The organism is Shinella sp., from assembly GCF_049651085.1.
In the GTDB taxonomy this organism is placed as follows: domain Bacteria; phylum Pseudomonadota; class Alphaproteobacteria; order Rhizobiales; family Rhizobiaceae; genus Shinella.
On record NZ_JBASBL010000019.1, the window covers coordinates 82,794 to 97,265 of the forward strand.

Sequence of the window (14,472 nt, forward strand, 5' to 3'; positions counted from 1 at the left end):
GGGGAATTTGGACGGCGACGTGATCCGCGATATTTTCGTCATCGGTGGCGGCATCAACGGCTGCGGCATTGCGCGCGATGCAGCGGGTCGCGGCTATTCGGTCGTGCTTGCCGAGATGAAGGATTTCGCGTCGGGGACATCTTCGGCCTCCACCAAGCTCATTCACGGCGGCCTGCGCTATCTCGAACATTACGAATTTCGCCTGGTGCGCGAGGCGCTGATGGAGCGCGAAGTGCTCTGGGCCATGGCGCCGCACGTCATCTGGCCGATGCGCTTCGTCCTGCCGTTCCAGAAGGGCGGTCCGCGTCCGGCCTGGCTCATCCGCCTCGGCCTTTTCCTGTATGACTATATTGGCGGTCGTAAGCTGCTGCCGGCGACCCGCACGCTCGATCTGGCGAAGGACCCGGCGGGCGGCCCGCTGAAGAAACTCTTCCGCAAGGCCTTTGAATATTCCGACGGCTGGGTGGATGATGCGCGCCTTGTCGTCCTCAACGCCCGCGATGCCGCGGACCGTGGTGCGGATATCCGCACCGGCGTCAAGGTCGTCACGGCACGCCGCGAAAACGGCCACTGGAATGTCGAGACGGAGAATGTCGAGACGGGCGCTCGCGAGACGTTCCGCGCCCGCATGCTGGTAAACGCGGCAGGCCCCTGGGTGGACAAGGTGCTGTCGACGGCCTTCGGTCGCAACGACGTGCACAATGTCCGCCTCGTGCAGGGTAGCCACGTCGTGGTGAAGAAGAAATTCTCCGATCCGCGCGCCTACTTCTTCCAGAACCCGGACGGGCGTATCATGTTCGCCATTCCCTATCAGGAAGAGTTCACGCTGATCGGTACGACCGACCGCGATTATCAGGGCGATCCTCGGGGTGTTCGCATCAGCGATGCGGAAATCGACTATCTTTGCGCTTCGGCCAGCGAATATTTCGCCGAGCCCGTCGGGCGCGACGATATCGTCTGGACCTATTCCGGCGTTCGCCCGCTCTTCGACGACGGCGCGAGCAAGGCGCAGGAAGCGACACGCGACTACGTGCTGAAGGTCGAGGGTAGCAATGGCGAGGCGCCGCTGCTCAACATCTTCGGCGGCAAGCTTACCACCTACCGGCGTCTTGCCGAATCGGCGCTGGAAAAGGTCAGCGAGGCAATCGGTGCCAAGGGGGATCGCTGGACGGCGCAGTCCCGCCTGCCCGGCGGCGATTTCAAGGTTGACGGCTTCGATGCCGAGGTGAAGGCGCTCGCAACGCGCTTTGCGTTCCTGGCGCCCGCCCATGCCCGCCGGCTTGTCAGGCTTTATGGCACGCGCGCAGCAAAGATGCTGGACGGCGCGACGGGCATCGACGATCTTGGTCGGCATTTCGGCAGCGATCTCTATGAGCGCGAAGTGCGCTGGCTGATGAAGGAAGAATGGGCCCGGCATGCGGAGGACGTGCTGTGGCGGCGAACGAAACGAGGATTGCATCTCTCGGCCGCGGAGGCGGCTGCGCTAGAGGACTACATGGTGGCGGCCCAGGCGGCCCCGCACTAGCGCCCCTTGTCCGGTGGCTGGGAGGAACATTGGAGACATGAATGCTTGAACTCAGAAACATCACGAAGGCGGCGGGGGCGGAAACGCATATCCATGCGACCGACCTCGTGCTCGAGCGCGGCTCGCTCAATGTGCTGCTCGGCCCGACGCTGTCCGGCAAGACCTCGCTGATGCGGCTGATGGCCGGCCTCGACCGGCCGACCACCGGTTCCGTGTGGTTCGACGGCAAGGACGTGACCGGCGTTCGCGTGCAGGATCGCGGCGTTGCCATGGTCTACCAGCAGTTCATCAACTATCCGGCGCTGACCGTCTACGAGAACATCGCCTCGCCGATGCGCATCAAGGGTGCGGACAAGGCGACCATCGACCGCGAAGTGCGCAAGGCGGCGGACCTTTTGAAGCTGACGCCCTATCTCGACCGCACGCCGCTCAATCTTTCCGGTGGCCAGCAGCAGCGCACGGCGCTTGCCCGCGCCATCGTCAAGAATGCCAGCCTTGTGCTGCTCGACGAGCCGCTCGCCAACCTCGACTACAAGCTGCGCGAGGAACTGCGCCTCGAACTGCCGAAGATTTTTGCCGCTTCCGGCGCGATCTTCGTCTACGCGACGACGGAGCCCTCCGAGGCCCTGCTTCTGGGGGGCAATACCGCGACGCTGGCGCAGGGCCGCATCACCCAGTTCGCCCGCACCATCGACGTCTACCGCCGTCCGAACGACCTTTTGACCGCACGCACCTTTGCCGATCCACCGCTGAACACGATGCAGGTGCTGAAGAACGGCGCGAATTTCGAGGTCGGCGGCAAGCCGGTGATCCCGGTGCCGGCGCATCTGGCGCGGCTTGCCGATGGCCCCTGCACCATTGCCTTCCATCCGCATCATCTCGCCCTGTCGAGCCAGTATCCGGCGTCGGCGAGCCTTGAGGTCCGCACGACGATTTCCGAGATCGCCGGTTCGGAGAGCTTCATCTACATCGAGTTCGAAGGCAGCCGCTGGGTCATGCTGGCGCCTGGCATCCACGACATCGAGCCGGACGCGTTCATCACCGTCCATGTCGACACACGCCACCTGATGGCGTTCGGCACGGACGGCAGGGCGATCGTCGAGCCGGCCGCCGCGGCGGCCTGAGGAGGAGACCATGGCACGCATCACCCTCGATCATATCCGCCACGCCTACGGCGAAAAGCCGAAGTCGGAAGCGGACTATTCCCTGAAGGAAGTCCACCATGAGTGGAACGACGGCGGCGCCTATGCGCTGCTCGGCCCTTCGGGTTGCGGCAAGACCACGCTGCTCAACATCATTTCGGGCCTGCTGCAACCTTCGGAAGGTCGCATCCTGTTTGACGGCAACGACGTGACCAACCTGTCGACGCAGCAGCGCAACATCGCGCAGGTCTTCCAGTTTCCGGTCATCTACGACACGATGACGGTTTACGACAATCTGGCGTTCCCGCTGCGCAATCGTGGCGTTGCCGAGCCCGAGGTCGACCGCCGCGTGCGCGACATCCTCGAAATGATCGATCTTTCCAGCTGGGCGAAGAAGACGGCGCGCGGCCTTACCGCCGACCAGAAGCAGAAGATCTCGCTCGGCCGGGGCCTCGTGCGCAACGACGTCAATGCGATCCTTTTCGACGAGCCGCTGACCGTTATCGATCCGCATATGAAATGGGTCCTGCGCTCGCAGCTGAAGAAGCTGCACCGCCAGTTCGGCTTCACCATGGTCTATGTCACGCATGACCAGACCGAGGCGCTCACCTTCGCCGACAAGGTCGTCGTCATGTATGACGGCCAGATTGTGCAGATCGGCACGCCTGCCGAGCTCTTCGAGAGGCCGAGCCACACCTTCGTCGGTTACTTCATCGGCTCGCCGGGCATGAACGTGCTGCCGGCCGCCATCGACGGCAGCAGCATCAAGGTCGGCGGCGAGACGCTTGCGCTCGACTACAAGCCGCAGATCGCCATCGGTGCGAAGACCGAACTGGGCATCCGCCCGGAATTCATCACGCTGTCGCGCGACGGCATGCCGATTTCGATCAATAAGGTCGAGGATATCGGTCGCCAGAAGATCGTGCGCGCGGAATTTGCCGGCAAGCCGATCGCCATCGTCGTGCCGGAAGACGGGGAAATCCCGGCCGATGCGCGCGTGACCTTCGATCCCGCCGCCATCAACATCTACGCCGATAGCTGGCGTGTCGGCAGGGAGGGCTGAGGATGAACAAGACCTGGAACAACAAGGCCTGGTTCATGGTTCTGCCGGTCCTGCTGCTCGTCGCCTTCTCGGCGGTGATCCCGCTGATGACGGTGGTGAACTATTCGGTTCAGGACACGTTCGGCAACAACCAGTTCTTCTGGAACGGCGTCGGCTGGTTCTCCGACGTGCTGGAATCCGATCGCTTCTGGCAGGCGCTCGGGCGCAACCTGCTCTTTTCCGGCATCATCCTCGCCATCGAGATCCCGCTTGGCATCCTGATCGCGCTCAACATGCCGAAAAAGGGTCTCGGCGTGCCGGTCTGCCTCGTTCTGATGGCGCTGCCGCTGCTCATTCCGTGGAACGTCGTCGGCACGATCTGGCAGGTCTTCGGCCGCGTCGATATCGGCCTGCTCGGCCGCACGCTCGATGCGCTCGGTATCAGCTACAACTACGTCAACAATGTCTTCGACGCCTGGATGACGCTCATTGTGATGGATGTCTGGCACTGGACGAGCCTTGTCGTGCTTCTCTGCTATGCCGGTCTCGTCTCGATCCCGGAGGCCTATTACCAGGCCGCCAAGATCGACGGCGCGTCGCGCTGGGCCGTGTTCCGCTACATCCAGCTGCCGAAGATGAAGCGCGTGCTGCTCATCGCCTTCCTGCTGCGCTTCATGGATAGTTTCATGATCTATACGGAGCCCTTCGTGGTCACCGGCGGCGGTCCCGGCAACTCGACGACCTTCCTGTCGATCGACCTCGTCAAGATGGCGATCGGCCAGTTCGACCTTGGCCCGGCCGCGGCCATGTCCATCATCTACTTCCTGATCATCCTTCTGCTGTCATGGATCTTCTATACGGTCATGACCAGCAGCGACGAACAGGCGTGAGGGAGGAAACCATGACTTCGCACGCAAGCACTGCAAACCCGATTTCCGCAGGCGTTTCGAGCCAGAGCGGGACCAGGGCCGGGGCCGGCAGCAAACGCAGCCTCTCCTGGCTCGTGCCGACGCTCTACATCGTCTTCCTGATGCTGCCGATCTACTGGCTCGTCAACATGAGCTTCAAGACGAATGCCGAGATCACCGGCGCCTTCTCGCTGTGGCCGCAATCGCCGACGCTGCGCAACTACCTGGTGATCTTCACCGATCCGGCGTGGTATCGCGGCTATATCAACTCGATCATCTACGTGGTGCTGAACACGGTGATCTCCGTTTCGGTGGCGCTGCCGGCAGCCTATGCCTTCTCGCGCTATCGCTTCCTCGGCGACAAGCACCTGTTCTTCTGGCTGCTGACCAACCGCATGGCACCGCCGGCCGTTTTCGCGCTGCCCTTCTTCCAGCTCTATTCGGCCTTCGGCCTGATCGACACGCATATTGCGGTGGCCATCGCCCACTGCCTGTTCAACGTGCCGCTCGCCGTCTGGATCCTCGAAGGCTTCATGTCGGGCGTGCCGAAGGAAATCGACGAGACCGCCTATATCGACGGCTACTCGTTCCCGAAATTCTTCGCCAAGATCTTCGTGCCGCTGATCGCGTCCGGCATCGGTGTCGCCGCCTTCTTCTGCTTCATGTTCTCCTGGGTCGAACTCCTGATCGCCCGCACGCTGACGACGACGGATGCCAAGCCGATCGCCGCTACGATGACGCGCACGGTCTCGGCTTCGGGCATGGACTGGGGTGTGTTGGCTGCCGCCGGCGTGCTGACCATCATCCCCGGCGCGCTCGTGATCTACTTCGTCCGCAACTACATCGCCAAGGGCTTCGCCCTGGGGAGGGTCTGATGACTGCCGTCGTGAAACGCAACAAAAACTGGCCCGTGGCGCTCGGTTGCGTGCTCGTCGCCTATGCTGTCCTGGTCGGCCTTCTCGTCATGGCGCTGCCCTTAAAGAATGACGCGCGCGACTGGTTCGCCCCGCTCATTCCGGGCGGCTGGATGGCCTGGTCGTTTCCGACCGCGGTGTTCTTCCTGACGATCTTTACGCTGATCGCGCTGATGGCGGTCTGGGAATATGCCCGTCCGGGCGGCAATCCGCGCGTCGGCATCCTGCGCTTCGAGACGACGCGCGGCGACCGGCTCTTCGTGTCGCTGCTCGGTTCGGCGTTCATTCATCTCGCATGGCTGGGCCTTGTCGGCGCCAACCTGTGGTGGGCTCTTGCCTTGTCAGTGGTCTACGCCATCGGCGTCTTCCGCTTCGTCTAGGCAATCGGGAAGGGAGGCTCCGGGGAGAAAATGGGGCCTTCATGCATGCAATCGCAAAACCTTAAGGGAGGATCAAAATGCGAAAGCAACTTCTGACAACGACGGCAGCCATGCTGCTGGCGTTTACCGGTTCCGCATTCGCGGACATGGATGCTGCCAAGAAGTTCCTGGATGCCGAGATCGGCGATCAGTCGTCGCTCGATCGCGCCGGCCAGGAAGCGGAAATGCAGTGGTTCATCGACGCCGCCAAGCCGTTCGCCGGCATGGAAATCAAGGTCGTCTCCGAAACGATCACCACGCATGAATATGAATCGAAGGTTCTTGCTCCGGCGTTCACCGCGATCACCGGCATCAAGATCACCCACGACCTGATCGGCGAAGGCGACGTCGTCGAAAAGCTCCAGACCCAGATGCAGTCGGGCGAAAACGTCTATGACGCCTATGTCAACGACTCGGACCTCATCGGCACCCACTGGCGCTACCAGCAGGCCCGCAGCCTGACCAAGTGGATGGAGAACGAAGGCAAGGACGTCACCAATCCGGGCCTCGATCTCAACGACTTCATCGGCCTGAAGTTCACCACCGCACCGGATGGCGATCTTTACCAGCTGCCCGACCAGCAGTTCGCGAACCTTTACTGGTTCCGGTACGACTGGTTCAACGACGAGAAGAACAAGGCGGACTTCAAGGCGAAGTACGGCTACGACCTCGGCGTTCCGGTCAACTGGTCGGCCTATGAGGACATCGCCGAGTTCTTCACCGGCCGCGAGATCGACGGCAAGAAGGTCTATGGCCACATGGACTACGGCAAGAAGGACCCGTCGCTCGGCTGGCGCTTCACCGACGCCTGGCTCTCGATGGCCGGCAACGGCGACAAGGGCCTGCCGAACGGTCTTCCGGTCGACGAGTGGGGCATCAAGGTTGACGAGAACTCCCGCCCGGTCGGCTCGTGCGTTGCCCGTGGCGGCGACACGAACGGCCCGGCTTCGGTCTACGCCATCCAGAAGTACCTCGACTGGATGAAGGCCTATGCACCGGCATCCGCCCAGGGCATGACCTTCTCCGAATCGGGTCCGGTTCCCTCGCAGGGCGAGATCGCGCAGCAGATGTTCACGTATACGGCGTTCACCGCCGACTTCGTGAAGCCGGGTCTGCCGGTCGTGAACGAGGACGGCACGCCGAAGTGGCGCTTCGCTCCTTCGCCGCATGGCGTCTACTGGAAGGACGGCATGAAGCTCGGCTATCAGGACGTGGGTTCCTGGACGCTGCTGAAGTCGACGCCGGACGATCGCGCCAAGGCCGCCTGGCTCTATGCGCAGTTCGTCGTCTCCAAGACGGTTGACGTCAAGAAGAGCCATGTCGGCCTGACGCTCATCCGCGAATCCTCGATTGCCCACCAGTCCTTCACGGACCGGGCACCGAATCTCGGTGGTCTGATCGAGTTCTATCGTTCGCCGGCCCGCGTTCAGTGGTCGCCGACCGGTACGAACATCCCGGACTATCCGAAACTGGCCCAGCTGTGGTGGCAGGCGATCGGCGATGCGTCGTCGGGTGCCAAGTCTGCCCAGGAAGCGATGGACTCGCTCTGCGCCGAGCAGGAAAAGGTGCTGGAACGCCTCGAGCGCGCCGGCGTCCAGGGCGATATCGGCCCGCTGCTCGCCGACGAGCACGACATCGAGTACTGGAACAAGGATGCCGTCTCTAAGGGCAACCTTGCGCCGCAGCTGAAGATCGAGAACGAGAAGGAACAGCCCCAGACCGTCAACTATGACGAACTGGTCAAAAGCTGGCAGAAGTAACCAGACAGGGCTGCGGGCGGATTTCGCCCGCAGCCAATTTTCTTCGCAATGGACGGTGTACGCGCCCTAGGTGCTCTCACCGGAATTGCCGACCATCCGGTCCCCTTTGCCCGTGCGCCGAAAGGTGAACGGGCCTTTTCATGTCGGTCGGAAACGCTGGCTGTATCGTTTGTCGAATTCCATCCATTGCACAGGACGGGGTCTTCCGCTAAGAGACCCCGCGGTTTCTCCCGCGCGCTCGCGCGTATTATTTGGAATAGCGGTACACCCATGGCACGCATCGTGATGAAATTCGGCGGAACGTCCGTCGCTGACCTCGACCGTATCCACAATGTGGCCCGTCATGTGAAACGCGAGGTCGATAACGGCCACGAGGTTGCCGTCGTCGTTTCCGCCATGTCCGGCAAGACCAACGAGCTGGTCGGCTGGGTGCAGGGCATACCCAAGGTGACGGGTGCCAATTCGCCCTTCTACGACGCGCGCGAATACGATGCGATCGTTGCTTCCGGCGAACAGGTAACCTCGGGCCTTCTGGCCGTCGCACTCCAGTCGATGGGCATCAATGCCCGCTCCTGGCAGGGCTGGCAGATTCCGATCAAGACGGACAACGCGCACGGCGCGGCCCGAATCATGGATATCGACGGCACGGAGATCATCCGCCGCATGGGCGAAGGCCAGGTTGCGGTCGTCGCCGGCTTCCAGGGTATCGGCCCGGACAACCGGATCGCGACGCTCGGCCGTGGCGGTTCCGATACGTCCGCCGTTGCCATCGCAGCGGCCGTCAAGGCCGATCGCTGCGACATCTACACGGACGTCGATGGCGTCTATACGACCGACCCGCGCATCGAGCCGAAGGCTCGGCGCCTGAAGAAGATCGCCTTCGAGGAAATGCTCGAAATGGCATCGCTCGGCGCCAAGATTCTCCAGGTGCGCTCGGTGGAGCTTGCCATGGTGCACAAGGTGCGCACCTTTGTCCGGTCGTCTTTCGTGGATCCCGATGCACCGGGCATGGGCGATCTAATGAACCCGCCCGGTACGCTGATTTGTGATGAGGATGAGATCGTGGAACAGGAAGTCGTAACCGGCATCGCCTATGCCAAGGATGAAGCGCAGATCTCGCTCCGCCGCGTCGCAGACCGGCCGGGCGTTTCGGCCGCGATCTTCGGCCCGCTGGCCGAGGCCCATATCAATGTCGACATGATCGTCCAGAATATTTCTGAGGACGGCTCGAAGACCGACATGACCTTCACCGTCCCCTCCGGCGACATGGAGAAGGCGATCCGCGTGCTCGAAGGCGCCAAGGAGCAGGTCGGTTTCGACGTGATCCAGCACGAGACGGGCCTTGTGAAGGTCTCCGTCATCGGCATCGGCATGCGCAGCCATGCGGGCGTTGCCGCCTCGGCCTTCCGGGCGCTTGCCGAGAAGGGCATCAACATCAAGGCGATCACGACTTCCGAGATCAAGATTTCCATTCTGATCGACGGTCCCTATGCCGAACTCGCCGTTCGGACTTTGCATTCCGTCTACGGTCTCGATAAGAAGTAAGGACCGGCCGACTCGGCGCCGATCTCATGATCGCCAGCGCGGGCCAGCGCTGGTGGTGTAAACGTCATTTTCGGGAGACGCCACGCGATGAGAGATCTCTCCGCGGGTCCGCGCGTTCTTCTCAAGCGGCTGCGCGAACTCATGGCGGAGCCGCTCGAGCCGCAGGAGCGCCTTGACCAGATCGTGCGCCAGATAGCGCAGAACATGGTCGCGGAGGTGTGTTCCGTTTACGTGCTGCGCTCCGACGGCATTCTCGAACTCTACGCGACCGAAGGCCTCAATCCCGGCGCCGTTCACCTTGCCCAGCTCAAGATGGGCCAGGGCCTCGTCGGCACCATCGCGGCCTCCGCACGGCCGCTGAACCTCTCCGACGCCCAGTCGCATCCCGCCTTCACCTACCTGCCGGAAACGGGCGAGGAGATCTACCACTCCTTCCTCGGCGTACCTATCTTGCGCACCGGCAGGGCGCTCGGCGTGCTTGTCGTGCAGAACAAGGCGAGCCGCACCTACCGCGAGGACGAGGTGGAGGCGCTCGAAACGACGGCGATGGTGATTGCGGAAATGGTGGCGACGGGAGAGCTGAAGAAGCTCACCAAGCCCGGCCTCGAGCTCGATCTTTCCCGGCCTGTGGCAATCGACGGGTCGAGCTTCGGCGAAGGCATCGGCCTTGGCTATGTGGTGCTGCACGAGCCGCGCATCGTCGTCACGAACCTGCTCAACGAAGATTCCGAACACGAACTCGGCCGGCTTGCCGAAGCGCTCGGTTCGCTGCGCATCTCCATCGACGACATGCTGTCGCGCCGCGAGGTGTCGATGGAGGGCGAGCATCGCGAGGTGCTCGAAACCTATCGCATGTTCGCCCACGATCGCGGCTGGGTGCGCAAGCTCGAAGAGGCGATCCGCAATGGCCTGACGGCGGAAGCGGCGGTCGAACGGGTGCAGAGCGAGACCAAGGCGCGCATGATCCGCATGACGGATCCGTATCTGCGCGAGCGCATGCACGATTTCGACGATCTGGCGAACCGGCTGCTGCGCCAGTTGACCGGCTATGGGGCGAAACTTTCTGCCAGCAGCTTCCCGAACGATGCGATCATCGTGGCCCGCGCCATGGGGGCCGCCGAACTGCTCGACTATCCGCGCGAAAACGTGCGCGGGCTCGTGCTGGAGGAGGGCGCTGTCACGAGCCATGTGGTCATCGTGGCGCGCGCCATGGGCATCCCGGTCGTTGGCCAGGCGGCCGGCGCGGTGGCGCTTGCCGAAAACGGCGACTCGATCATCGTCGACGGCGAGGATGCCAGGGTGCATCTGCGCCCGCTGGCCGATCTCCAGCGCTCCTATGAGGAGAAGGTGCGCTTCCGCGCCCGCCGGCAGGAGCAGTATCGTGCGCTGCGCGCCGTCGAGCCGGTGACGAAGGACGGTCACGACATCAATCTCCAGATGAATGCCGGCCTTCTCGTCGACCTGCCGCATCTCAACGAGTCCGGCGCCTCCGGCATCGGGCTCTTCCGCACCGAACTCCAGTTCATGATCGCCTCGACCATGCCGAAGGCGGAGGAACAGGAAGCCTTCTATCGCAACGTGCTGAAGCACGCCGGCGGCCGGGCCGTGACCTTCCGTACGCTCGACATCGGCGGCGACAAGGTCGTGCCCTATTTCCGCTCCACGGAAGAAGAAAACCCGGCGCTCGGCTGGCGCGCCATCCGCCTGTCGCTCGACCGGCCGGGTTTGCTGCGCACCCAGCTTCGCGCCATGCTGCGCGCCGCCGCCGGTGCCGATCTCCGGCTGATGCTGCCGATGGTGACCGAGGTTTCGGAACTGAAGGAGGTCCGCGATCTTCTCCAGAAAGAAATCCAGCGCCAGTCGAAGCTCGGCGAGCAATTGCCGAAGAAGCTGCAATTCGGCGCCATGCTGGAAGTGCCGGCGCTGCTCTGGCAGCTGGACGAACTGATGGCCGAGGTGGATTTCGTGTCCGTCGGCTCGAACGATCTCTTCCAGTTCGCGATGGCGGTCGATCGCGGCAATGCCCGCGTCTCGGACCGTTTCGACACGCTCGGCCGGCCGTTCCTGCGCATCCTGCGCGATATCGTGCGCGCAGGCATTCGCAACGAGACGTCGGTGACGCTGTGCGGTGAAATGGCGAGCAAGCCGATTTCCGCCATGGCGCTCCTGGGCATCGGCTTCCGCTCCGTCTCGATGTCGCCGGCGGCGATCGGTCCGGTGAAATCCATGCTGCTGTCACTCGATGCCGGAAAGCTCGAATCCATACTGATGCCGGCGCTGGACGATACGAAGCCTTCGGCCTCGATCCGGCAGATTCTCTCCGATTTCGCAGCCGAGAACGGCGTTCCGCTTTAAAGTTTTGACTGGAGACCAAACGGTGGCTCAGCTTCCCGTTGAAAAGATGCGCGAACTCGAACGCCGCTTCGGCGAGATCGAGGCGCGCATGTCGGCGGGCCCCGATTCGGAGACCTATGTGCGTCTGGCTTCGGAATATTCCGAGCTGCAGCCGGTCGTGACGAAGGTCCGAGAATACGAGAAGGTCAATGGCGAGATCGCTGACCTTGAAGCGCTGCTGGCCGACAAGGCGACGGATCGCGAGATGCGCGACCTTGCCGAAATGGAACTGCCGGACCTGAAAGAACGGCTGGAGGGGCTGGAAAAGGAGATGCAGATCCTGCTTCTCCCGAAGGACGCCGCCGACGAGAAGAGCGCGATCCTGGAAATTCGCGCCGGCACGGGCGGTTCCGAAGCGGCGCTGTTCGCCGGCGATCTTTTCCGCATGTACGAACGCTACGCCGCCGCCCACGGCTGGAAGGTGGAAGTCATCTCGGCCAGCGAGGGTGATGCCGGTGGCTTCAAGGAAATCATCGCGACCATTACCGGGCGCGGCGTTTTCGCCAAGCTGAAATTCGAATCGGGCGTTCACCGTGTCCAGCGCGTTCCGGAAACCGAGGGGAGCGGGCGTATCCACACGTCGGCGGCGACCGTTGCCGTGCTGCCGGAGGCGGAGGAGATCGATATCGAAGTCCGCGCCGAGGATATCCGCATCGACACGATGCGTTCATCGGGCGCCGGCGGCCAGCACGTCAACACGACGGATTCGGCCGTGCGCATCACGCACCTGCCGACGGGCCTTGTCGTGACCAGTTCGGAAAAGTCGCAGCACCAGAACCGCGCGAAGGCCATGCAGATCCTGCGCTCGCGCCTCTATGACATGGAGCGCCAGCGCGCCGACAGCGAACGCTCCGCCGACCGCAAGAGCCAGGTCGGTTCGGGCGACCGGTCCGAGCGTATCCGCACCTACAATTTTCCGCAGGGGCGCGTCACGGATCATCGCATCAACCTGACGCTCTACAAGCTCGACCGCATGATGATGGGCGAGATCGACGAAGTGGTGGATGCGCTCCTTGCCGACTATCAGGCCGGCCTTCTGGCGCAACTCGGCGAACAGGGCCGATGAGCGCCACGACGCTGGCCGAGTCGCTGGCGGCGGCACGGCTGCGGCTTTCGCAGGCCGGCATTGCGGATCCCGCGCGTGATGCGCGAACGCTGATTGCCGGCATCCTGGGGCTGTCGTCGACCGCCTTCGTCACGGATGGCGCGCGCCCGCTGGACGACATGCAGCTGGACGCAATCGACAAGGCGCTGGCGCGGCGCGTTGCGCACGAGCCGGTGCACCGGATCCTCGGCCGCCGGGCCTTTTCGCGGCTCGACCTGATGCTCTCGCCCGAAACGCTGGAACCGCGCCCGGATACGGAAATCCTGGTCGATATGCTCGTGCCTTATGCCAGGAAGATCGTGGCCGAGAGCGGTGGCTGCCGCATCCTTGATCTCGGCACGGGGACAGGGGCGATCTGTCTTGCTCTGCTCGATCTTGTCCCCGGCGCGACGGGCGTCGGCGCGGATCTTTCGGCTGGGGCCCTTGAAACGGCGAAGCGCAATGCCGATATGAATGGGGTCGCAGACCGCTTCGAGGCGGTCGAGAGCGACTGGTTTACAGCCGTGACCGGCGCGTTCGACATCATCGTGTCAAACCCGCCCTATATCGTCCGCTCCGTGGTCGGAACGCTGGACGAGGACGTCCGGCTCTACGACCCGATCCTGGCGCTGGATGGCGGAGACGATGGGCTTGATGCCTATCGGGCCATCGCTGCCGGTGCGGGCGATCATCTTCGGGAAAACGGCCTGGTGGCTTACGAAATCGGATACGACCAGATGGATCAGGTCACCGGGATCATGCGCGAAAACGGTTTTGCGCGTGTCGAGGCGGCACAGGATCTCGGCGGCAACGACCGCGCCCTCGTCTTTGCCAAAGCCGTGGCTTTGTAATTTGGCGCCCAAGCGCGGCAAATTCCGCAGCTGCAAAGAAAAGGCTTGGAATTGTGAAGGAAGCGCGATAGTTTGCGGCCACGCACTGGGCAAGAGGTCATGGCACAGGGAGTTTCTCCTGTATGACCCGATCGCGAGGATTGCTCTCTCCGAAGAGTTGCTAGGGTTGAAGCTGCCCTGTGCGGGTACCTGTTAATTTGACGTCTTACGGCGACAGGACCACCGACCGGCGTGGTTTCCCGCGGGTAAGGATGCTTGATCTGGTGTGTCCCGATCAGGCGTGCAGACACATGAATCTTCATACACGATACGTTAGGTGAGTGACACATGAGGCCAGGACAGCAAAACAAGCGCGGCCGCGGGCGTAATAACAACAGTAGCAGCAGCAACAATAACAACAATAACCACCGCAAGGGTGGCAATCCCCTGACGCGGACCTACGACAGCTCGGGTCCGGACGTGAAGATCAGGGGCACGGCCCAGCACATCGCCGAGAAGTATTCGGCGCTCGCCCGCGACGCCCAGAGCTCCGGCGACCGCGTCATGGCGGAAAATTATCTCCAGCACGCAGAGCACTACTACCGCATCATCGCGGCTGCCCAGGCGCAGATGCAGGACCGTCTGCCGCGTGAGGAACGCTCCGATAACGCCGACCGTAGCGATTTCAACGACCGCGACGGTTATGATCGCGATCAGGATGAAATCGATTCGACGCCCGGCGATGAGCCGACGCCTGTTGCTGCACCTGCACCCGTCGTTGTCGAGGAGCCTATCGTTGTTGGTTCCGGCCCGCAGCCGGTGATCGAAGGTACGCCGGCCGAAGTTGCGCTCGAGGAAGAAGCGGGCGCGACTGCCGCCCGGGGCCAGCCGCGCCGCCGTGCTGCCGCT

11 protein-coding genes and 1 pseudogene are annotated in these 14,472 nt (G+C 63.0%); all 12 read left to right on the plus strand.

The genetic code is table 11. From position 1 onward, the window contains the following. Positions 1-7 precede the first annotated feature (7 nt). The gene (gene glpD / locus WA950_RS11280) at positions 8-1,525 is read left to right on the plus strand and encodes a glycerol-3-phosphate dehydrogenase (RefSeq protein WP_424551808.1); all 1,518 of its coding nucleotides are present in this window, start codon (positions 8-10) and stop codon (positions 1,523-1,525) included. A 41-nt stretch (positions 1,526-1,566) separates the two neighbouring features. After that, a complete protein-coding gene (locus tag WA950_RS11285; protein ID WP_424551809.1) occupies positions 1,567-2,649 on the plus strand; it encodes an ABC transporter ATP-binding protein in 1,083 nt (360 codons plus the stop codon). A 10-nt stretch (positions 2,650-2,659) separates the two neighbouring features. Further along, positions 2,660-3,730 carry an ABC transporter ATP-binding protein gene (locus tag WA950_RS11290; protein ID WP_424551810.1) on the plus strand — a complete coding sequence of 357 codons (1,071 nt, stop codon included), beginning with the start codon at positions 2,660-2,662 and terminating at the stop codon, positions 3,728-3,730. A gap of 2 nt (positions 3,731-3,732) precedes the next feature. After that, the gene (locus tag WA950_RS11295) at positions 3,733-4,599 is read left to right on the plus strand and encodes a carbohydrate ABC transporter permease (RefSeq protein WP_424551811.1); all 867 of its coding nucleotides are present in this window, start codon (positions 3,733-3,735) and stop codon (positions 4,597-4,599) included. Between the two features lie 107 nt (positions 4,600-4,706). Next, positions 4,707-5,492 (plus strand): annotated as a pseudogene (locus WA950_RS11300) (carbohydrate ABC transporter permease); the annotation flags it as partial. Further along, complete coding sequence (locus WA950_RS11305; RefSeq protein WP_424551812.1) at positions 5,492-5,911, plus strand: DUF2160 domain-containing protein; 420 nt, start codon at positions 5,492-5,494, stop codon at positions 5,909-5,911. The pseudogene WA950_RS11300 and the gene WA950_RS11305, both read left to right, overlap by 1 nt. Positions 5,912-5,988: 77 nt before the next feature. Further along, positions 5,989-7,710, plus strand: coding sequence for an ABC transporter substrate-binding protein (locus tag WA950_RS11310; RefSeq protein ID WP_424551813.1), 1,722 nt, complete (start codon positions 5,989-5,991; stop codon positions 7,708-7,710). 270 nt (positions 7,711-7,980) lie between these two features. Beyond that, positions 7,981-9,255 (plus strand): aspartate kinase, encoded by a 1,275-nt coding sequence (locus WA950_RS11315; RefSeq protein ID WP_424551814.1) that lies wholly within the window; start codon positions 7,981-7,983, stop codon positions 9,253-9,255. A gap of 87 nt (positions 9,256-9,342) precedes the next feature. Further along, on the plus strand, positions 9,343-11,610 hold the full coding sequence (gene ptsP / locus WA950_RS11320) for a phosphoenolpyruvate--protein phosphotransferase (RefSeq protein WP_424551815.1): 2,268 nt from the start codon (positions 9,343-9,345) through the stop codon (positions 11,608-11,610). A gap of 22 nt (positions 11,611-11,632) precedes the next feature. Further along, positions 11,633-12,715: a peptide chain release factor 1 gene (prfA, locus tag WA950_RS11325; protein ID WP_424551816.1), complete on the plus strand. Its 1,083-nt coding sequence runs from the start codon at positions 11,633-11,635 to the stop codon at positions 12,713-12,715. Then, positions 12,712-13,584 (plus strand): peptide chain release factor N(5)-glutamine methyltransferase, encoded by an 873-nt coding sequence (prmC, locus tag WA950_RS11330; RefSeq protein WP_424551817.1) that lies wholly within the window; start codon positions 12,712-12,714, stop codon positions 13,582-13,584. Before prfA ends, prmC begins: the two co-directional genes overlap by 4 nt. Positions 13,585-13,911: 327 nt before the next feature. Then, the coding region (locus WA950_RS11335) for a DUF4167 domain-containing protein (protein WP_424551818.1) at positions 13,912-14,472 on the plus strand (561 nt) is incomplete at its 3' end.

Excerpts from the sequence above, each read along its gene's own strand:
- ptsP (WP_424551815.1), top strand. The coding sequence starts at position 9,343 with ATGAGAGATCTCTCCGCGGGTCCGCGCGTTCTTCTCAAGCGGCTGCGC.
- WA950_RS11315 (WP_424551814.1), top strand. The coding sequence starts at position 7,981 with ATGGCACGCATCGTGATGAAATTCGGCGGAACGTCCGTCGCTGACCTC.
- WA950_RS11285 (WP_424551809.1), top strand. The coding sequence starts at position 1,567 with ATGCTTGAACTCAGAAACATCACGAAGGCGGCGGGGGCGGAAACGCAT.
- WA950_RS11295 (WP_424551811.1), top strand. The coding sequence starts at position 3,733 with ATGAACAAGACCTGGAACAACAAGGCCTGGTTCATGGTTCTGCCGGTC.
- prmC (WP_424551817.1), top strand. The coding sequence starts at position 12,712 with ATGAGCGCCACGACGCTGGCCGAGTCGCTGGCGGCGGCACGGCTGCGG.
- WA950_RS11305 (WP_424551812.1), top strand. The coding sequence starts at position 5,492 with ATGACTGCCGTCGTGAAACGCAACAAAAACTGGCCCGTGGCGCTCGGT.
- WA950_RS11310 (WP_424551813.1), top strand. The coding sequence starts at position 5,989 with ATGCGAAAGCAACTTCTGACAACGACGGCAGCCATGCTGCTGGCGTTT.
- WA950_RS11290 (WP_424551810.1), top strand. The coding sequence starts at position 2,660 with ATGGCACGCATCACCCTCGATCATATCCGCCACGCCTACGGCGAAAAG.